We start from the raw sequence: 19090 nt of genomic DNA on the forward strand, positions 1-19090 counted from the left end.
CCGCCGCCTGCCGTCGATCGGCGTCAGTCGCGCAGTGCCTGCGCCAGGCGGCGGACGCCTTCGTCGAGCTGGTCCGGGGGAGCGGCGGCGAACGTGAGGCGCAGGTGCGGGGCGTCGGGCTCGGCGGCGTACCAGGGGCGGCCCGGGAACACCACGACCTGGCGCGCGGCCGCCGCCGTCGTCACGGCCACGTCGTCGGCGCCGTCGGGGAGGCGGAGCCAGGCGTGGAAACCGCCGCGCGGTACCGCGGGCGGGGGCAGAGCCGGCAGGTGGCGGCGGATCGCGTCGAGCAGCGCGTCGCGGCGGGCGCGCAGCTGCGAGCGCAGCGTCCGCAGGTGGCGCGGCCACGCCGGGGACGTGACGAAGTCCAGCGCGGCCTGCTGCAGCGGGCCGGCCACGAAGAAGTCGTCGAGCACCCGGGCCGCGCGCAGCCTCGCCCCGGCGACGCCCCGCGCGCCGATCGCGGCCACCCGCAGGCCGGGGGCGGCGGACTTGGTGAGCGAGCGCAGGTACACCACGTGGCCGTCCGGGTCGCCGGTGACCAGCGGCGGCGGGGGATCGGCGTCGATCGACAGGTCGCGGGCGTAGTCGTCCTCGAGCAGGAAGGCGCCGGCCGCGCGGATCTCCGCCATGACCGCCGCGCGGCGCGCGGGAGCCAGGGTGGCGCCGTGCGGGTTGGCGAAGAGCGGCTGGCAGTAGAAGAGCCGGGCGCCCGTGCGGCGCAAGGCGGCGGCCAGCAGGTCGGGGCGTACGCCCTCGGCGTCGGCGGGCACCGGCACGACCCGCAGGCCGGCGGCTTGGGCGGCGGCGAGCGCGCCCAGGTACGTCGGCGACTCGACCAGCACCGCGTCGCCCGGCGCCGCGAGCGCGCGGAACGCGGTCGACAGCGCCGGCTGACCGCCGGGGCAGATCACGACGTCCTCGGCCCGCATCGACCCGCCGGCGGTGCGGGCGAACCACGCGCGCAGGTCCTCCCGGCCCTCGACCGGGCCGCGCTGCCAGCTCGCCGGGTGGCGGGCCGCCCGGGCGAGCGCCGAACCGAGGGCGGCGGCCGGCTGGAGGTCGGCGTCGAGGTACCCGCTGGACAGCGGGATCGCGCCCGGGCGCGGGATCGCCAGCAGCGCCTGCATCGCGTCCTCGCCCGCCGGTCGCGGGCCCAGCGCGATCGACTGCCACGACAGGTCGGGGCGGCCGGCGGAGTCCGGCGGCGCGGCGACGTACGTGCCGCGGCCGGGCTGCGTGTCGAGCAGGCCCTCCGCGGCCAGGGCGCGGATCGCGCGGCTCACCGTGATCGGCGAGGCGCGGTGCCGGGCGGTGAGCTCACGCACCGTCGGCAGCCGCGTGCCCGCCGCCGACCGGGCCGCCAGCGCGCGGAGATCTTGGATAACGCGAAGCGTTGCGTTATCGTCATTCATGAGAGACAAGGATAACGTTACTCGGCGGAGGGCGATAACGGGCGCGGCCCTCGGCGCGCTCGGGGTGCTCGGCTTCAGCATGTCGCTGCCGACCACCCGCCTGGCCGTGGCGCACCTCGACGCCTGGTTCGTCGCGTTCGGCCGCGCGTTCGGCGCCGGCCTGCTCGCCGTGGCCTATCTCGCGATCGTCCGCGCCCCGCGCCCGACCCGCGCGCAGTGGCGCCGGCTCGCCGTGGTCGCGCTCGGTGTCGTCGCCGGGTTCCCGCTGTTCACCTCCCTCGCGCTGCAGACGAGCACCGCCGCGCACGGCGCCGTCGTCATCGCGCTGCTGCCCGCGGTCACCGCCGGCTTCGCGGTGCTGCGCGCCCGGGAGCGCCCGGCGCCGGCGTTCTGGCTCGCCGGCGCGGCCGGCCTGCTCGCCGTCCTCGCCTTCCTGGCGCTCAGCGGCGCGGTCTCCGGCGCGGTCGGCCCGGCCGACCTGTTCCTGCTGGTCGCGGTCGCGCTGTGCGGCCTGGGATACGCCGAGGGCGGCGCCCTGTCCCGCGAGATCGGCGGCGCCCGCACGATCTGCTGGGCCCTCGTGCTCGCGCTGCCGTTCACCACGGCGGTAACGGCGGTCTCGGCACTGCGCCACCCGCCGCACGCCCCGGCCGCGGCCTGGGCCGGCCTCGGCTACCTCACCGCGGTGTCCATGTTCCTCGGATTCTTCGCGTGGTACGGCGGGCTGGCCCGCGGCGGCGTCGCCCGTGTCGGCCAGATCCAGCTCGCCCAGCCGGTGCTGACCCTGGCCTGGTCGGCCCTGCTGCTGCACGAGCACGTCCCCCCGATCGCGGCCGCCGCCGCGGTGGCCGTGCTCGCCTGCGTCGCCCTGACCCAGCGCCTGCGCACCGCCGCGCCTCCCGCCCTGGCCGGCCGCGCTGCCGCCGCCGATTGACAAAAGAACTTTTTACGTACAGGATTGTTTTTGTCATGAGAGACGTCCTGTACCTCGACCGCATCGAGCAGGCGGAAGCCCTGCTCAAGCCGCAGCGCATCGACGTGCTGCGGGAGCTGGCCGAGCCGCGATCGTGCACCGAGGTTGCGGCTCGGCTGGACCAGACGCCCCAGCGCGTCTACTACCACGTGAAGCGGCTCGTCGAGGCCGGGCTGGTGGATCAGGTCTCCGAGCGGCGGGTGCGCGGCATCCACGAGGGGATCTACCAGGCCGGCGCCCGGTCGTACTGGCTGTCGCCGCGCCTCGTCGGGCGGCTCGGCCTGCGCCGGACCACCGACGAGCTCAGCCTCGGGCACCTGCTCGACCTGATGGAGCAGGTGCAGGCCGACGTCGCCGCGCTCGACCGGACCGCGCCGGAGCTGCCCTCGATCGGGGTGGCCGGCGAGATCCGGGTGCGGGCCGAGGACCGACCGGCGTTCCTCGCCGATCTCAAGCAGACCCTGCAGGACCTGTTCACGCGCTACGGCGGCGCCGAGGGGGACGCCTTCCGGCTGGCCGTGGCCTGCTATCCGCATCCGACCGAGCAGAGCGAGAAGGGAACCAAGTCATGACCGACGACAACACCATGCGGGTGAAGGTGCGCACCAGCGCGCCGCTGAAAGAGGTCGCGCACGCCCTCACCGACGCCGCCGAGCTGCGGGTCTGGCTGGCCGAGCACGCCGAGGTGGACCTGCCGCGGCGGTACGCCTTCTGGGGCCGCCATACCCCCGACGGCGCCGAGCCGCGCCAGCGCCCACTGCACGTCGACGAGCGGGCAGTGCGCTTCGCGTGGACGCTCGACGGCGTCGAGACCACGGTCGAGTTCACCCTGGCGGACGAGGACGGCGGCACGGTCGTCGCGCTCAGCCAGAGCGACATGGTCCCGTGGGGCGACGCGCTCGCCGAGCGGGGCGTGCGCAGCGTGCTGCACACGTTCTGGGCGCTGTCGCTGGCCAACCTCGTCGACCACGTGGAGGGCCGCCCGCTCACGCCGAAGGTCGACTTCACCAGCCCGCAGATGCGGGCCGAGGTGCTCATCGACGCGTCGCGCGACAAGGTGTACGCGTCGCTGGTCGAGGCCGAGCAGTTCGAGCGATGGTTCGGCGCCAAGGTCGGCATCGAGGCGCACGTCGGCGGCCGGTTCGCGATGGGCGGCTTCGACCTGGAGCCCAACCCGGCCCGCGTCGTCGCGCTCGAGCCCGGCCGCAGCATGTCGATCGCGTGGGGCGACGCGTTCGTGTCGACCTGGGAGCTGGAGGACAGCGGTGGCAAGACCCGGCTGACGTTCGTGCAGAGCGGGTTCGACCCGCAGCACCCGCCGTACGGCGGCTGGGCCGGCTGGCTGGGCGGCGTCGCCGAGCTGCGGCGTTACCACGAGCTGCCCGGCTGGCGGCCGACCTGGGTGGCGCTGGACACCCCGGGCGTCTCGGAGGAGATGCTCACCATCCCGAAGGGCTGATCGCCGCGCCGCGGCACAGTGGAGGCGTGCGCATCGCCTTCGCCGCCGACGACAGCAACGCGACCACCGAGGCCGTGGTCGAGCACCTCGTGTCCGCCGGGCACGAGGTGCTTCGCGTCGGCGGGCGGGGCGCGGATCCGGCGGTGGCCGCGGTGACTGCGATGGCTGAGATGGCATGGCCGGACCTCGGTGCCGGCGTCGGGCGGGCCGTGGTCGAGGGCCGCGCCGACCTCGGCGTGGTCATGTGCTGGACGGGCACGGGCACGGCGATCGCCGCCAACAAGGTGCCCGGGGTGCTCGCCGCCGTCGCGTGGGACCCGTGGGTGGCCCGCGGCGCGCGGCTGTGGAACGACGCCAACGTGCTCGCGATGAGCCTCAAGCGGCTCGCGCCCGACGTCGCGGTCGAGGTGCTGCGGGCGTTTCTGGAGGTACCGTCGCCGGATCCGCAAGAGGCGGAGAACATCGCGCTGTTGAGGGGCCTCGACGCCGGGCGGTGACCAATCCGTTATCCGGCAATGGGTTTCGGCGTGCAACCGGGTCGCCGAGCCCGAGGTCATTGCTCAGTGACGGCGACGCACATCGCCGCCCACGCGACGTAGCCATCTCCATAACGGTTTCACCGACGTTCGGCGACCCACCATCGGTGGGGCGTGGTGCATGCCCGCGCCCTGTACACATTGGAGGGTACACAGTGGACGACGGCTGATCCGTGCTGCCCGCGTGCGGAGAGCCCGATCCGCGGCACCACAACCGCGGCACCCGGAAAGGTCCGACACGTGAATAAGCGCTCCAGCGCGCTGGTGGCCGGTGCGGTCACCGCGGCGCTCGTGCTGTCCGCCTGCGGAGGCGGCTCAAGCGACAATACCAGTAACAACGGTGGTCAGAAAGGTGCCGGGGGTTTCAACGCCGCGCTCGACGGCGTCGTCAACCCGTCCGACAAGAAGGGCGGGACGCTCAGGCTCACCATCCACGACAACCCGGACTCGCTCGACCCTGCGATCGCGTACTACGCGCAGGAGTGGAACTTCATGAAGGGCTTCTACGTCCGCACACTGCTGACCAACGAGGCCAAGCCCGGTGCGGACGGCCTGAAGCTCGTGCCCGACCTGGCCTCGGCCATGCCGTCCATTGAGGACGGTGGCAAGAAGTACACCTTCAAGCTCAAGTCCGGGCTGAAGTTCGAGGACGGCACGCCGATCACCGCCAAGGACGTCAAGTACGGCATCGAGCGCATCTTCGCCAAAGAGGTCATCAACGCCGGGCCGAAGTACCTCGTCGACGTGCTCGACGAGGGGCAGAACTACCCCGGGCCGTACAAGGACACCGACCCGAACGGGCTCGGCCTCAAGTCGGTCCAGACGCCGGACGAGTCCACCATCGTCTTCACGCTGAGCGACCCGAACAGCGACTTCCTCTACCTGCTGTCGATGCCCGCGGCGAGCCCGGTGCCGAAGGCCAAGGACAACGGCGACAAGTACGCCAACCGGCCCGTCTCCTCCGGCCCGTACAAGTTCGAGTCGTACGACCAGGGTAAGAAGCTGACGCTGGTCCGCAACGACCAGTGGGACCAGAAGACCGACAGTGTGCGCAAAGCGCTGCCGGACCGCGTCGAGGTCGTCTACGGCACGGCCGTCGAGGAGATCGACAACCAGTTGCTCTCCGACGAGGCCGACCTCGACATCGCGCAGACCGGCGTGCAGCCCGGCACGCAGCCGAAGATCCTGCTCGACCCGGACAAGAAGAAGTACGCCGACTCGCCCGTCACGGGTTTCATCCGGTACGTCGCCATCAACACCAAGGTCGCGCCGTTCGACAACATCCACTGCCGCAAGGCGGTGCAGTACGCTACCGACAAGATCGCCATGCAGACCGCCCGCGGCGGCAAGGACGCCGGCGGCGACATCGCCACCAACATGCTCCCCCCGACGATCGCCGGCCACGACGACGCCGACGACGTGTTCAACACCAAGTCGGGCAAGCCGCAGATCGACAAGGCCAAAGAGGAGCTCGCCGCGTGCGGCAAGCCCGGCGGCTTCGAGACGGTCATCGCGACGCGCAACTCGGGCAAGGAGGCCAAGACGGCCGAGGCGCTGCAGCAGGCCCTCGCCGCGGTCGGCATCACGGCCCGGCTCGACCCGCAGGACGCGTCGCTGTACTTCCGCTCGATCATCGGCTCCCCGTCGAACGTGCACGCGAAGGGCTATGGTCTGATGATGGCCGGCTGGGGCGCGGACTACCCGACGGCCGCCGGCTTCCTGCAGGTGCTCGTGGACAGCCGGGCGATCTCGGCGTCCGGGAACAACAACTACGCGGAGCTGTCCGACCCGGCCATCGACAAGCTGATCGACCAGGCGCAGGCCGAGCCGGACCCGGCGAAGAACGCCGAGATCTGGAAGCAGATCAATAGGCTGGTCTCGGAGTCCGCGACCTACCTGCCGTTCACCTATGACAAGGCGCTCAACTATCGCAACCCGCGGCTGACCAACGTGTTCGTCACCGGCTACTACGGGATGTACGACTTCGGCAGCCTCGGCGTCATGAGCTGACCGCTTCGGAAGTGCCCGGGTCGACGAGGGACTTCCCGGGCACGCGGTTACGCCACCGGCCGCTCTTCCTCCTTGGGGCGGCCGGTGGCTGTTTGGTTGGCGCTCGCTTCGCTTGGGCGCGTGTGGGGGGTTCCCACCCCACGCCCCCCATGCCCGCTTCGCGGGCACTTGCTGCGGACGCTGCGCGCCCCTGCGTCCGCGTTGCGGGCGCCTGTGGGCGCTTCGAGGTTCAGTACGCTACGTTGATTCGTCTGTGGATCCAGGTTGGCTCCTCCAGGGCGTGGAGCATCGCGTCGGCGACGTCGGTGCGGGACAGCGTTCGTCCGCCTCGGACGTTTACGTCCATGACCGTCCGGTATGGACGGTGGGGGCCGTCGGTGAGGCGCGGTGGCGCGATCAGCGTCCAGTCCAGGGTGCTGGCGCGCAGGATCTTTTCGGCCTCGGCCAGGTCCTCGAAGCCCTCGCGCAGCAGTCGCTGGAGCAGGGGCTTGACCAGCGTCCGGGTGATCGCGCCGTCGCCCTCGTCGGCGACCCGGCCGGCGGCATCGACGCTGACGATGCGCCGTACGCCGGTGGCGAGCATCGCGGCGGCCTGCGCCCGGGCGCCGTCGGCCTGCACGGTGCTGCGCGCGTTCGCGTCCTGCTTGCGGCGGGCCCTCATCTCCGGCAGCCGCATGCCGAGCGCGGAGAGCACGGCGTCGCGCCCGGCTACCGCCTCCGCCAGGGCCTCGGCGTCGTCGAGCCCGGCCACGACGACGTCGCAACCGAGGTCCACGGGCCGTCGCGCGACCGCGGTCATCGCGTGGCCGCGGGCGAGGCCCTCCCTGATGAGCTGCGTCCCGATCCCGCCGGTCGCCCCGAACACGGTGAGTTTCATGCCGTTCCCCCAAGCGGTTAGTAAGTGCTCACTAACCCCTACAATGACACGTGTGCTGAGGATCCGGAAGTGCCGCCGTGGCCACTCGTGACGTGATCGTGGACGCGGCGGCGCGCGTGCTGCGCGAGCGCGGCCTGGCCAACGCGACGACGAAGGAGATCGCGCGCGAGGCCGGCTTCTCGGAGGCGACGCTGTACAAGCACTTCCGCGACAAACTCGAGTTGATGGTGGTGGTGTTGCACGAGCGGGGCCCGCAGTTCATCCCGATGCTGCAGACGCTGCCGCAGCGCGCCGGCACGGGCTCGGTGCGCGAGATCCTGACCGAGCTGGCGACGGTGTGCATCACGTTCTACCGCGACGGCTTCCCGATGTTCGCGTCGATCTTCTCGGATCCGGCGATCCTCAAGGCGCATCGCGACCGGCTGCGCACCCAGAACCTGGGGCCGCACCGCGCGAACGAGGGGTTGGCCGCCTACCTGCGGGCGGAGCAGGCGCTGGGCCGCATCTCCGCGGAGGCCGACCCGGAAGCGCTGGCCGGCCTGGTGCTGGGCGCCTGCTTCCAGCACGCGTTCATCGCGTACTTCGCCCCGGATCCACTGTCCGACGACCAGGCCGCCGCGGCGTTCGTGGCGCAGCTGAGGCTCTGACCCGAGCGGACACGGGTCAGTAGCGGACGATCAGGGCTATCCGGCCGTCCGCGGCCAGGCTGTCGTCGCCGACGAAGGTCACCTCGCCGCCCTGGCGGGCCACCGACTCGACGACGTCGTCGACCGCGTCGTCCAGCAGGACGCCCGGGCTTTCGCCGTGCGGCTCCTGCTCCGGGGGGTGCAGGTGGTCCTCGTGGACCCACGCGGGGCTGTGGTACCCCTCCTCGACCAGCAGGTGCGCGCCGCGGCCCTGCTGGGCCAGGGACCACACCTCGGGCAGGCCCGCGGCGAACCGGTTGGCGCCCCGCGCGGCGTCCAGCGCCTCCAGGGCCGCCACCTGCTCCATCGCCGTGTAGGCGGCCAGGCGCGGGGCCAGCAGCTGGTACACCTCGTGCGCGCCGGCATGGTCGTAGTTGCCGGTGACGGTGCCGGCGATGCCGCGGGTCCACTCCTTGGCGAAGGCGGCCAGATACCGCTCGACGCCCAGCACGAACACGGGTCGGGTGTCCAGGTTGTCGACCTCGGCCAGGCCGTTGGCGACATCGCGGAAGAACTGGCGGTGCCGCTCGACCTCGTGCTTGCTCGGCTCCTGGCCGTAGTCGCGAGGCAGGCCGATCGTGCCGCCGGGGCCCTCGTGCGTGAACGGGAAGCCGTGCGAGTGGACCTCGACCAGGTCGGAGCCGTCGCCGCTCCACAGGCGGGTCGGCTGCTCGGACAGCACGAGCGCCCAGTACCGGTGGTGGCGCGCGGCGTCGGCGACGATGTCGCGGACCTCGTACGTGTCGGCGATGACGACCCGCTCCTGCACCGGGGTCTCCAGCAGCCGCACGTGCACCTGCCCGGGCGAGGCGAACAGCGCCAGGCCCTCGCCCATGTGCCGCAGGTCGACGCGCTCGGCGGCGGTGGCGATCTCGTCGTACACCTGGTTGGCGACGTCGCGCGGCACCGTCTCGTCGAGATCGAGGCGCCGGCGGGTCTCGGACAGCAGGTTACGCAGGCGGATCGGGTCCTGCTGGTTCCCCGGTGCCTTGCGATGGGTCGGCATCAGCAGCGAGACCGCCGGGTACCCGGTGGGGGTCAGCGTCGCCAGATCCTTCACCGTCATGCGCCCACCGTGCCCCGTCGGCCGACGGCCAGACTCGCCCGCAGAGGATGAGTAGGCTCGGGCGATGGGGAAACGATTCGAGATCGTGCGCGAGGGCACGCTGCCCGTCGGCCAGGTCGAGGTGTTCGACGGCTTCACCAGCGGCACCGGCGGGTGGCTGTGGCCGGTGGAGTACGAGCCGCGCGAGGGCGGCGCGGCCGGCTTCGGCGGCACCGTCACCGTCTGGGATCCGCCCCACCGGGTGGTCTCCCGGATGGAGGGCCCCGAAGGCTGGTTCAACGAGCTCGAGCACGTCGTCACGCCGGTCGAGGGCGGTGCGCACTTCCGGTATGTGCACAGCGGCGTCTTCGTCGACGACTGGGAGCAGCAGTACGACGGCGCGAGCCAGCACACGGACTTCTACCTGCACACGTTCGGCGAGTACCTGCTGCACTTCCGCGGCCGCCCGGTGACGTACGCGACCGTCGACGCGCCCGGCCCGCAGGACTTCGCCGCCCTGCGCAAGGCGGTCGGCGGCGACGCGCCGCAGGGCTCGAGCGTGTGGCTCGACCTCCCGGTGGCGGGCGCGGTCTCCGCGGCCCGCGCGGTCATCGACTACCAGCACCCGCACTTCGTCGGCCTGCGCACCGACACGGCGCTGATCCGCCTCTTCGGCCGCTCCGCCTTCGGCGGCGCCGACGCCGTGGCCGTGCACGACTTCGCCGGCACGGACCCGGCGACCCTGGAGTCCGGCTGGCGCGACTGGCTCGCGGGAGCCCGCGCCTGACGGAAAAACTGACGGAAAATCGGATTTATGGCTCGGGCCGCGTCACCTGCGGACCGTTCCTCCCGCGAGACAACGGGCCGGGGCTGCCTGAAGGGCGCCCCGGCCCTGCCATGTCCGCGGTGCCAAGAGCGGCTGTGGGCCAGGTGTCGGATCCGGGGGGTCCCGTTCGTCGTACGGGTAACGAACGAAGGGAGCGAACCGATGCGCTATCTGATGATGGTGATCGTCGACGGAGAGGTCACCGACGGGCCGACCGGGCCGGAGATCGAGGGCTGGGTCGCGGAGATGGACGGCAAGGGCGTGCGGCTGTTCGGCAACCGGGTCGTGGCGCCCGCCGAGGCCACCACCGTGCGGGTGCGCGACGGCGAGGTGGTGCTCACCGACGGGCCGTACGTCGAGACGAAGGAGCAGATGGGCGGCTTCGACATCATCGAGTGCGCCGACCTCGACCAGGCGATCGAGGTCGCCGCCAGGCATCCGATGGCGCGCCGCGGGATGATCGAGCTCCGCCCGTTCTGGGAGGGCTGAGCGGCGAATCCCAAGGACGCCGAGACCCCCGGAGGCGCCGCGGACACCGGGGACGCCGGGGCCGCCGCGGGCGCCGAGGGCGTCCGGCGGACGATCGCGGCCGTCTACGCCGAGGAATGGGGCCGGATCGTCGCCGCGCTGATCCGGCTCACCGGCGACTGGGACCTCGCCGAGGAGTGCGCCCAGGACGCGTTTGCGCAGGCGCTGAGCCGCTGGCCGGGCGACGGGGTCCCGCGGCGGCCCGGCGCCTGGCTCACCACCACCGCGCGCAACCGGGCCCTCGACCGGCTGCGCCGCCGTGCCGTGGAGGCGGACAAGCTGCGGGAGGTTGCCATGCTGAGCCCGATCGAGGACGTGCCGGACCCCGACGACGAGGCCCCCGCCGTACCGGATGACCGCCTGCGGCTGATGTTCACCTGCTGCCATCCGGCGCTGTCGCTGGAGGCCCGGGTCGCGCTGACGCTGCGCAGCCTGGCGGGGCTGTCGACGGCCGAGATCGCGCGGGCGTTCCTGGTGTCCGAGCCGACGATGTCGCAGCGCCTGGTGCGGGCCAAGAACAAGATCCGGCGGTCCCGGATCCCCTTCCGGGTGCCGCCCGCGCACCTGCTGCCGGAGCGGCTCGAGTCGGTGCTGGCCGTGCTGTACCTGCTGTTCAACGAGGGCTACAGCGGCGGCGGGCGGGCCGACCTCGGGGGCGAGGCGATCCGGCTCGCGCGGGTGCTCGCCGCGCTCATGCCCGACGAGCCGGAGGCGCTCGGGCTGCTCGCGCTGATGCTGCTGCACGAGGCGCGCCGAGGCGCCCGGCTGGATGCCGCCGGCGACCTGGTCCCGCTGGAGGAGCAGGACCGCGACGCCTGGGACCGGGCCGGGATCGCGGAGGGCGTCGAGATCCTCGAGCGCGCGCTGCGCCGCCGGCGCGCCGGGAAGTACCAGATCCAGGCAGCGATCGCGGCGTGCCACGCGTGCGCGCCCAGCGCCGCGGAGACCGACTGGCCGCAGATCGCGCAGCTGTACGCCCGGCTCGCCCGCGTCGTGCCCGGGCCCGTCGTCGAACTCAACCGTGCCGTCGCCGTCGCCATGGCCGACGGGCCCGCGGCCGGGCTGTCGCTGGTCGACGCGCTGCGCGACGCCGGGGCCCTCGCCGGGTACCACCTGCTGCCCGCCACCCGCGCCGACCTCCTGCGCCGGCTCGGCCGCGCCGCCGAGGCCGCCGAGGCCTACCGCGAGGCTCTCGAACTGGCCGGGAGCGATGCCGAGCGCCGATACCTCACCCGCAGGCTGACCTCGCTCACCCCATGACGTCACCCGGAGCGTGAGTTCAGTCACCAGGCGTTGGCTGATCTTGCCACGTGTGCAACTTTGGCTGAGGCGGGCCTCCGTTTACACCAGAATCTGGTGTCAACGGGATGTTGCACAACGGTGAGGTGGTCGAAGTGGAACGCGGTCAACCTGTCGGCTGGGCGGCGCACACTCGCGCCGTCGACGCCCTGCGCGCCTCCTACGCCGCGATTCCGCCCGGCGACACCGTGCGGCTGGCGAAGAAGACCTCGAACCTGTTCCGGCCGCGCGCCGAGATCCGCCACGGCCTCGACGTCAGCGGCCTCGGCGGGGTCATCGAGGTCGACGCGGCCGGGCGCACCGCCGAGGTGCAGGGCATGTGCACGTACGAGGACCTGGTCGACGCCACCCTGCCCCACGGCCTGATGCCACTGGTCGTGCCGCAGCTGCGCACGATCACGCTGGGCGGCGCGGTCACCGGGCTGGGCATCGAGGCCACCTCGTTCCGGCACGGGCTGCCGCACGAGTCGGTGCTGGAGCTGGACATCCTCACCGGCGCGGGGGAACTGCTCACCGCGCGGCCCGACAACGAGCACGCCGAGCTGTTCTCGACGTTCCCCAACTCGCTGGGCAGCCTGGGCTACGCCACCCGGCTGCGCATCGAGCTGATGCCGATCGCCGCCGGGGTGCGCCTGGCCAACCTGCGCTTCGACGACGTCGACGAGCTGCTCCACGTCGTCGGCGAGGTGATGAAGACCGGCGCGCACGACGGCCGGCATGTCGACGTCATGGACGGCGTCGTGTTCCGCCCCGGCGAGTCGTACCTCGTGCTGGGCACCTTCACCGACGAGCCCGGCGCCACGAGCGACTACACCGGGCAGGACATCTACTACCAGTCGCTGCGGGCGAAGGCCGCCGACCGCCTCGGCGCGTACGACTACCTGTGGCGCTGGGACACCGACTGGTTCTGGTGCTCGGCCGCCTTCGGCGCACAGGTCCCCGCGGTGCGCCGGGTCTGGCCGCGGCGGTACCGCCGCTCCGACGTGTACCACCGCATCGTGCGGTTCGAGAACCGCTACGGCCTCGCCGCACGCGTCGGCCGGTGGCGCGGGCAGCCCGACCACGAGCGCGTCGTGCAGGACGTCGAACTCCCGCTCGAGCGGACCGGCGACTTCCTGCGGTGGTTCGCCCGCGAGGTACCGATGGCGCCGATCTGGCTCTGCCCGCTGCGCCTGCGGGAGCGCGAGTGGCCGCTGTACCCGATGCACGCCGGGCAGGCATACGTCAACGTCGGGTTCTGGGGCACCGTGCCGATCGTGCCCGGCGCCGCCGACGGCGACGTCAACCGGGCCATCGAGGCCAAGGTGTTGGAGCTCGGCGGCCACAAGTCCCTCTACTCCGACGCCTACTACGACCGGGAGACCTTCGACCGGCTCTACGGCGGCCCCGCATACCGCGCCGCCAAGGAGCGCTACGACCCCGGTCACCGATTGACCGACCTCTACGACAAGGTTGTGGGGCGCAGATGACCAGCACCTACCGTTCGAGCAACACGCAAGGATCCGTTCCCGGCCAGCCCCGCCGCCGGCCGGCCGTCCCGTCCGTCGCAGACATCGTCCGTACCGTCACCACCGGCGAGCCCCAGGTCCGCATCACCGCCTACGACGGCAGCGCCATCGGTCCCGAAAACGCCGCCATCGGGCTGCACGTCGCCTCCGAGCGCGGCCTGTCGTACGTGCTGACCGCGCCCGGCGACCTGGGCATGGCCCGCGCCTACGTGACCGGCGACCTCGAGGTGCGCGGCGCGCACCCCGGCGACCCGTACGAGGCGATGCGGCAGCTCACCACCGGCCTGCGGCTGCGGCTGCCCTCGGCCGCCGAGGCCCTGCGCCTGGTGCGCGGCCTGGGCTGGGAGCGGCTGCTCCCGCCGCCGCCCCCGCCGCAGGAGGCCACGCCTGCGTGGAAGCGCACCCTGGCCGGCCTCGGCCTGCGCCACGCCCGCGGCCGCGACGCCGAGGCGATCCACCACCACTACGACGTGTCGAACCGCTTCTACGAGATGGTGCTCGGCCCGTCCATGACGTACACCTGCGCCGTCTTCCGCTCCGAGTCCGACACCCTCGAGCAGGCCCAGGCGAACAAGTACGACCTCGTCGCCGGCAAGCTGGGGCTCAAGCCGGGCCAGCGGCTACTCGACGTCGGCTGCGGCTGGGGCGGGATGGTCCGCCACGCCGCGCGCGAATACGGCGTGCGCGCCCTCGGCGTCACCCTGTCGCGGGAGCAGGCGGCCTGGGCGCAGGCCGCGATCGAGCGCGAGGGCCTCGGCCACCTCGCCGAGGTGCGCCACCTGGACTACCGCGACGCGCCCCTGGAGCATTTCGACGCGGTCAGCTCCATCGGGCTCACCGAGCACATCGGGGTCAAGAACTATCCGCGGTACCTCGGGGCACTGCGCGACCGGCTCAAGCCCGGCGGGCGGCTGCTGAACCACTGCATCACCCGCTCCGACAACCGCGCCTCGCACAAGCCCGGCGCGTTCATCGACCGGTACGTCTTCCCCGACGGCGAGCTCGCCTCCCCGGGCCGGCTGGTGAGCGCCGTGCACGACGCGGCGTTCGAGGTGCAGCACGAGGAGAACCTACGCCTGCACTACGCGCTGACCCTGGCCGGCTGGAACCGCAACCTGGTCGAGCGCTGGGACGAGTGCGTCGCCGAGGTCGGGCTGGGCACCGCCCGCGTGTGGGGCCTGTACATGGCCGGCTCGCGCCTCGCCTTCGAGCGCAACGAGATCCAGCTGCACCAGATCCTCGCCACCAAGACCACCAGGGACGGCGTGTCCTCCTACCCGCTACGGCCCGACTGGACCGCCTGACGTTCGTACCGCACGGTTTGTACAGGCCGCGGCCGGTTCCGACCGGCCGCGGCCCCTGCGACCCCCGCTGACCGATTTGCGGCTCTCGGCTTTCTCCCAGGGAGAATCCAGTTTGGCGGAAGCTGGGGTGTGCAATCTGGACACCATGAGTGACCAGGACCGCCAGGGGAGCGTCCCGCAGCACGCTGACACACCCGGCTCCGCGCTACCGCCGTCGCCGTCGGCCTCACCGGAGCCCCCGGCCCCGCCGCAGCCGCCGCCACCGGCCGCGTCCTGGCCGCCGCCGTCCCCGTCTTCGGCCGGGCCGTCCTCCGGCTCCGCTGTGCTGTCTACCGCTTCCGCCGGGCCGTCTCCCGCTTCCGCGCCGTCTCCCGCTCCCGCCGTGCCGTTTCCCGCTCCGCCGGTCGTGAGCGCCCCGGCAGGGTCCTCCGCGTCCCCGGTCTCCCCGGCCGCGGTCTTCCCGGCCTCGGGTGCGCCGGACGCGTACGCCCCGGCCTCGGGCGCGCCGGGTCCGTACGTCCCCGCCTCGGGTGCGCCTGGTTCGTACGTTCCCCCCTCGGGCGCGCCGGGTCCGTACGCTCCCGCCCCGGGTGCGCCGGGTCCGTACGCTCCCGCCCCGGGTGCGCCGGGTTCATACGTTTCCCCCTCGGGTGCGCCGGTTTCGTACGTTCCCGCCTCGGGCGCGCCGGCCCCCGGGTCGCCGTGGAGCCGGCCGGGCACCAACGGGTATCCGCACCTGCCGGCCGCCGGTGACAGCGCGCCGACGCAGCCGCTCGGCACGCCTGGCACCGCGACCGCGTCCTTCGCGACGACGCCGGTGCCCCCCGCCGGATATGTCGGAAATACCGGCTACGGGCAGCCGTATGGGCACGGCGCGCCGCCGCCCGGATTCCCGCCGCCCGGCCACCCGGGCCAGCCCGGGTACGGGCACCCCGCCTACGGCCAGCCAGGCCCGCGGCCGGGGCGCGGCGGGCGGATCGCCGTGATCGCCGTGTGCGCGGTCGTGCTCGCCGTCGGCTCGGCGCTCGGCGGCGGCCTGATCGCCACCCAGCTCGCCGACGACAAGCCGGCCTCCGCGCCGACCGTCGTCACCCGCGACGCGGCGCCCAACCTCGACCGCTCCTCGGTGGGCGGGGTCGCCGCGGCGGTACTGCCCAGCGTCGTGGACATCAGCACCGGCGAGGCCGAGGGCTCCGGCGTGATCATGACCGCGGACGGCCAGATCATCACGAACAACCACGTCGTGCAGGGTGCCCAGCAGCTCACCGTGACGTTCAGCACCGGCAAGACGGCGCCCGCGTCGATCGTGGGTACCGACCCGTCCGGCGACATCGCGGTCATCAAGGTCCAGGGCGTCTCCGGCCTCACCCCGGCGAAGTTCGGCGACAGCGACGCGCTGCGCGTCGGCGACACCGTCCTGGCCGTCGGCAGCCCGCTGGGCCTGCAGGGCTCGGTCACGGCCGGCATCGTCAGCGCCCTGCACCGCACGATCTCGGGCGAGCAGGGCGGCAAGTCGATCGCCGACGCGATCCAGACCGACGCCGCGATCAACCCGGGCAACTCCGGCGGCGCGCTGGTCAACCTCAAGGGCGAGGTCGTCGGCATCAACACCGCGATCGCCACCGCGGGGCAGAACAGCAACGGCAACATCGGCGTCGGGTTCGCCATCTCCGCCAACCGCGCCCGCGCCGCCGCCGGCCAGCTGGCCAAGGGCGGCAAGGTCAGCCACCCGTACCTCGGCGTGCAGCTCACCGACGGCAACGGCGGCGCGCTCATCGGCGGCGTGGTCGCGGGTGGCCCGGCCGACAAGGCGGGCCTGAAGACCGGCGACACGGTGACCAAGTTCGGCTCGGCGACCGTCACCGACGCGACCTCGCTCATCAACGCGGTACAGGCGGCGAAGGCCGGCGACCGCGTGCCGGTGACGGTCGATCGCAACGGCAGCGAGCAGACCGTGACCGTGACCCTCGGCGAGGCGCCGTAAGGACTTCGATTCCCCTCGCCGCAGCGGCCCGCGTTCGCCACGACGCGGGCCGCTGCGTGTGCTCAGCCCCGCAACGCGGGCTTGGATGTGTGGTCGAGCGGGGGCCGTTTTCAGCGGTCGGCGGTGCCCATCAGCGCTTCGGCGGCCCGGCCCGCGCCGTCGGCGAACGCCCGCAGGTCGATGCCCGGGCCGGTGTTGACGCTCAGGCAGAGCGTGCCGTCGTAGGACAGGACGGCCGCCGCGACCGGGACCCCGGCGGAGACGGGCGCGATCGGAAACACGGTGTGCAGCCGCGCGCCGCACAGCCAGCGCGCGTCCGCGGGGCCTGGCACGTTGGTGAGGTACAGGTTGATCCGGCGCCCGGCGTATCGCCGCAGCCAGGCGACGGCCAGGCGCACCAGGAACGGCGGCACCCCCGGCGACTGCGCCGGCCCGGCGTAGCCCCGGTCGCGGCCGGCCTTGGCGGCGCGGCTGTCCCGCCCGATCCGCCGCAGGGCCGCCGCCGGGTCGGGCCCATCGACGGGAAGCCCGAGCACGAACGGCAGCGTGCCGCCGGCGTTGCGGTTACCGGCCGGCGCCGCGACCGGGACGGACACCCGCAGCGTCAGGCCCGCCAGCGGAAGGCCCCGTGCCAGGAGCAGCCCGCGCATGCCACCGGCCACGGCGGCGAGCATGACGTCGTTCACGGTGACCCCGTGCTCGCGCGCGGCCCGCCGGACGCCGTCGAGCCGCCAGCACAGCCCGGCCGCCCGCCGCTCGGTGCTGTCCGGCGCCGGGAGTCCCAGGTCGGGCGCGGTCACGGCGAGCGCGCTGCGGGCGACCCGCAGCTCCTTTCGCAACCCGTCCGATTGTCGCGGCGCGGTGGTCTCGCCCGGCCCGGTCGGCGGCTGCGGCCGGGCCGGCCCGCGGGTCAGCGCGCGAAGGCGCCGGGTCAGCGCGCGGAGCCGGTCGGTGGCGGCGTCGCGGGCCAGCGTCCAGCCGGTCGGCGGTGGCGCGGGCGTCCAACGGGTCGGCGCGGGCGCCGCGTCCGGCGCGGTGTCCAGCAGCGCGCCGGCCAGCGCGACCCCGGTGAGGCCGTCGGCGAGGGCATGGTGCATGACCAGGAGCAGGCCGACCTCCCCGGAGTCCAGCCCGGTGACCAGGGTCATCCGCCACGGCGGGCGCCCGTCCGGCAGCGGCGCGGCGGCGCGGGTCGCGGCCCAGGTCAGCAGCGCGTCCACGCCGATGCCGGGCAGATCGGCCGCGTCCACGTGGCGGGCGACGTCGAAGGAGCCGTCATCGGCCCACACCGGTCGCCCCTGGCCCGCCCGGGTGCGCCGGATCCGCCGCCGCAGCGCGGGTGCGCGCCCGAGCCGGTCGGCGACCGCCGCCCGCACGGCCACCAGCCGGACCGCGCCGCCCTCGTCCACGAGCGTCGGGGCCGGGGCCAGCAGGCCGAGCATCGCGATGTTCATGGGCGTCGCAGGGGTCTGCGCCCACAGCGTCATCAGCTCGCCGATGCTGAGCCGCTGCCAGCCCGGCGCGATCGCGTGGTGGTTTGCCGGCACGCATGCATCGTCCGCCGGGCGGCCGCGCGATTGGCAGGGCCGCAGGACCGCGGGCGAGGGCCCGGACGGCCCTACCCGTAGCCGCGCTCATGCACAGGTCCGATATAGTAATCCCGGTATAGTAATCCCGGTATTGTTATCCGACCACTGCGAGTGCCACCCAGGGGGATGCCTTGATCGAATTGCTCTCACCTCGTCAGATCGACCAGATGCGTCCCGCCGGGCGTTTCGTCGCCGACGTGCTTCAGCAGCTACGGGGTCGCGTCGAGCCGGGAGTCAACCTCCTCGACATCGACGCCTGGGCCGGCGAACTCATCGCCCGCCGCAACGCCCGCTCCTGCTACGTCGACTACGCCCCAGCCTTCGGTCGGGGCCCCTTCGGCAAGGTGATCTGCACGTCCGTGAACGACGCGGTCCTGCACGGGCTACCGCACGACTACACCCTGCGCGATGGGGACCTACTCAGTCTCGACTTCGCGGCGTCTGTCGATGGATGGGTTGCCGACAGTGCGATCACCTTCGTCGTCGGCGATACCATCGACCCGGCCGACCAGCGCCTGATCGACACTACGCGGACGGCCCTCGACGCCGCCATCGGCATGTGTACCCCTGACCATCGCATCGGGGACATCTCGGCCGCCATCGGCGCCACGCTCACCGGCGCCGGCTACCGCGTCAACAATGAGTTCGGCGGACATGGCGTGGGTCGGACCATGCATCAGGACCCGCACGTATCCAACACTGGCCGGCCGGGCCGGGGCTTCGGGCTACGCCCGGGACTCGTGCTCGCTCTCGAGCCCTGGGTGATGACCGGGACCAGCACCCTCGCCGTCGATCCGGACGGCTGGACGCTGCGCAGCAGCAATCACGGACGCACTGCGCACCATGAGCACACCGTGGCCATCACCGAAGACGGCCCCCTGGTGCTCACCCTGCCGGACGAGCAGACCTGAGCCCCCCAGCTCGCTCTGGTCGCCAACGTCGTGGAACGCTACGCCGTCCGCTGGGCCATCGAGGCGGCTGGCCTCCGCGCTTCTGATTTTTGTCGTACCCCTGTTCTAAGTTATCAGCATGAGTGAGGTGCTGACAGCGA

17 protein-coding genes are annotated in these 19090 nt (G+C 73.0%); 13 read left to right on the forward strand and 4 right to left on the reverse strand.

The genetic code is table 11. The features are described 5' to 3' along the window. Positions 1-23 precede the first annotated feature (23 nt). Positions 24-1415, reverse strand: coding sequence for a PLP-dependent aminotransferase family protein (locus ACGFI8_RS16430; RefSeq protein WP_392805242.1), 1392 nt, complete (start codon positions 1413-1415; stop codon positions 24-26). Between ACGFI8_RS16430 and ACGFI8_RS16435 the strand changes: the two genes are divergently transcribed. From ACGFI8_RS16435 to ACGFI8_RS16455, 5 genes are all read left to right on the forward strand, one after another. After that, positions 1414-2349 carry a DMT family transporter gene (locus tag ACGFI8_RS16435; RefSeq protein WP_392805244.1) on the forward strand — a complete coding sequence of 312 codons (936 nt, stop codon included), beginning with the start codon at positions 1414-1416 and terminating at the stop codon, positions 2347-2349. The genes ACGFI8_RS16430 and ACGFI8_RS16435 overlap by 2 nt on opposite strands. Positions 2350-2384: 35 nt before the next feature. Beyond that, positions 2385-2960 (forward strand): ArsR/SmtB family transcription factor, encoded by a 576-nt coding sequence (locus ACGFI8_RS16440; protein WP_392805246.1) that lies wholly within the window; start codon positions 2385-2387, stop codon positions 2958-2960. After that, positions 2957-3847, forward strand: a complete 891-nt coding sequence (locus tag ACGFI8_RS16445) for an SRPBCC domain-containing protein (protein WP_392805249.1) — start codon at positions 2957-2959, stop codon at positions 3845-3847. The genes ACGFI8_RS16440 and ACGFI8_RS16445 overlap by 4 nt, the downstream gene beginning before the upstream one ends. Before the next feature lie 26 nt (positions 3848-3873). Continuing rightward, positions 3874-4344, forward strand: coding sequence for an RpiB/LacA/LacB family sugar-phosphate isomerase (locus tag ACGFI8_RS16450; protein WP_392805253.1), 471 nt, complete (start codon positions 3874-3876; stop codon positions 4342-4344). 279 nt (positions 4345-4623) lie between these two features. Continuing rightward, positions 4624-6393, forward strand: a complete 1770-nt coding sequence (locus ACGFI8_RS16455; protein ID WP_392805255.1) for an ABC transporter substrate-binding protein — start codon at positions 4624-4626, stop codon at positions 6391-6393. Between the two features lie 229 nt (positions 6394-6622). Here ACGFI8_RS16455 and ACGFI8_RS16460 read toward each other — a convergent pair whose 3' ends face one another. Then, positions 6623-7270, reverse strand: a complete 648-nt coding sequence (locus tag ACGFI8_RS16460) for an NAD(P)-dependent oxidoreductase (protein WP_392805257.1) — start codon at positions 7268-7270, stop codon at positions 6623-6625. A gap of 77 nt (positions 7271-7347) precedes the next feature. Between ACGFI8_RS16460 and ACGFI8_RS16465 the strand changes: the two genes are divergently transcribed. After that, a complete protein-coding gene (locus ACGFI8_RS16465; protein WP_392805259.1) occupies positions 7348-7917 on the forward strand; it encodes a TetR/AcrR family transcriptional regulator in 570 nt (189 codons plus the stop codon). A 16-nt stretch (positions 7918-7933) separates the two neighbouring features. Here the strand turns inward: ACGFI8_RS16465 and ACGFI8_RS16470 are convergent, their stop codons facing one another. Beyond that, positions 7934-9022 carry a hypothetical protein gene (locus ACGFI8_RS16470; RefSeq protein ID WP_392805261.1) on the reverse strand — a complete coding sequence of 363 codons (1089 nt, stop codon included), beginning with the start codon at positions 9020-9022 and terminating at the stop codon, positions 7934-7936. A gap of 64 nt (positions 9023-9086) precedes the next feature. Between ACGFI8_RS16470 and ACGFI8_RS16475 the strand changes: the two genes are divergently transcribed. The 6 genes from ACGFI8_RS16475 (at position 9087) to ACGFI8_RS16500 (ending at position 16450) form a co-directional block, all read left to right on the forward strand. Then, positions 9087-9788, forward strand: a complete 702-nt coding sequence (locus tag ACGFI8_RS16475; RefSeq protein WP_392805264.1) for a hypothetical protein — start codon at positions 9087-9089, stop codon at positions 9786-9788. A gap of 201 nt (positions 9789-9989) precedes the next feature. After that, positions 9990-10316, forward strand: a complete 327-nt coding sequence (locus tag ACGFI8_RS16480; protein WP_392805267.1) for a YciI family protein — start codon at positions 9990-9992, stop codon at positions 10314-10316. A 93-nt stretch (positions 10317-10409) separates the two neighbouring features. Continuing rightward, on the forward strand, positions 10410-11615 hold the full coding sequence (locus ACGFI8_RS16485) for an RNA polymerase sigma factor (protein WP_392805416.1): 1206 nt from the start codon (positions 10410-10412) through the stop codon (positions 11613-11615). Between the two features lie 134 nt (positions 11616-11749). Further along, a complete protein-coding gene (locus tag ACGFI8_RS16490; protein ID WP_392805270.1) occupies positions 11750-13123 on the forward strand; it encodes an FAD-binding oxidoreductase in 1374 nt (457 codons plus the stop codon). Next, positions 13120-14466 carry a class I SAM-dependent methyltransferase gene (locus tag ACGFI8_RS16495; RefSeq protein ID WP_392805273.1) on the forward strand — a complete coding sequence of 449 codons (1347 nt, stop codon included), beginning with the start codon at positions 13120-13122 and terminating at the stop codon, positions 14464-14466. Before ACGFI8_RS16490 ends, ACGFI8_RS16495 begins: the two co-directional genes overlap by 4 nt. A gap of 817 nt (positions 14467-15283) precedes the next feature. Continuing rightward, positions 15284-16450, forward strand: coding sequence for a S1C family serine protease (locus ACGFI8_RS16500; protein WP_392805276.1), 1167 nt, complete (start codon positions 15284-15286; stop codon positions 16448-16450). Positions 16451-16560: 110 nt separating this feature from the next. Here ACGFI8_RS16500 and ACGFI8_RS16505 read toward each other — a convergent pair whose 3' ends face one another. Continuing rightward, positions 16561-17997, reverse strand: coding sequence for a wax ester/triacylglycerol synthase domain-containing protein (locus ACGFI8_RS16505; protein WP_392805279.1), 1437 nt, complete (start codon positions 17995-17997; stop codon positions 16561-16563). Positions 17998-18170: 173 nt separating this feature from the next. Here ACGFI8_RS16505 and map point away from each other — a divergent pair, with 173 nt between their 5' ends. Beyond that, positions 18171-18950: a type I methionyl aminopeptidase gene (gene map, locus ACGFI8_RS16510; protein WP_392805282.1), complete on the forward strand. Its 780-nt coding sequence runs from the start codon at positions 18171-18173 to the stop codon at positions 18948-18950. Positions 18951-19090: the final 140 nt, after the last annotated feature.

This window comes from Dactylosporangium sp. NPDC048998, from assembly GCF_043197855.1.
GTDB lineage: Bacteria > Actinomycetota > Actinomycetes > Mycobacteriales > Micromonosporaceae > Dactylosporangium.

What these genes read in the sequence shown, in the direction of transcription:
- ACGFI8_RS16435 (WP_392805244.1), top strand. Translation starts at nt 1,414, where the DNA reads ATGAGAGACAAGGATAACGTTACTCGGCGGAGGGCGATAACGGGCGCG.
- ACGFI8_RS16430 (WP_392805242.1), bottom strand. Translation starts at nt 1,415, where the DNA reads ATGAATGACGATAACGCAACGCTTCGCGTTATCCAAGATCTCCGCGCG.
- ACGFI8_RS16440 (WP_392805246.1), top strand. Translation starts at nt 2,385, where the DNA reads ATGAGAGACGTCCTGTACCTCGACCGCATCGAGCAGGCGGAAGCCCTG.
- ACGFI8_RS16445 (WP_392805249.1), top strand. Translation starts at nt 2,957, where the DNA reads ATGACCGACGACAACACCATGCGGGTGAAGGTGCGCACCAGCGCGCCG.
- ACGFI8_RS16460 (WP_392805257.1), bottom strand. Translation starts at nt 7,270, where the DNA reads ATGAAACTCACCGTGTTCGGGGCGACCGGCGGGATCGGGACGCAGCTC.
- ACGFI8_RS16470 (WP_392805261.1), bottom strand. Translation starts at nt 9,022, where the DNA reads ATGACGGTGAAGGATCTGGCGACGCTGACCCCCACCGGGTACCCGGCG.
- ACGFI8_RS16475 (WP_392805264.1), top strand. Translation starts at nt 9,087, where the DNA reads ATGGGGAAACGATTCGAGATCGTGCGCGAGGGCACGCTGCCCGTCGGC.
- ACGFI8_RS16480 (WP_392805267.1), top strand. Translation starts at nt 9,990, where the DNA reads ATGCGCTATCTGATGATGGTGATCGTCGACGGAGAGGTCACCGACGGG.
- ACGFI8_RS16495 (WP_392805273.1), top strand. Translation starts at nt 13,120, where the DNA reads ATGACCAGCACCTACCGTTCGAGCAACACGCAAGGATCCGTTCCCGGC.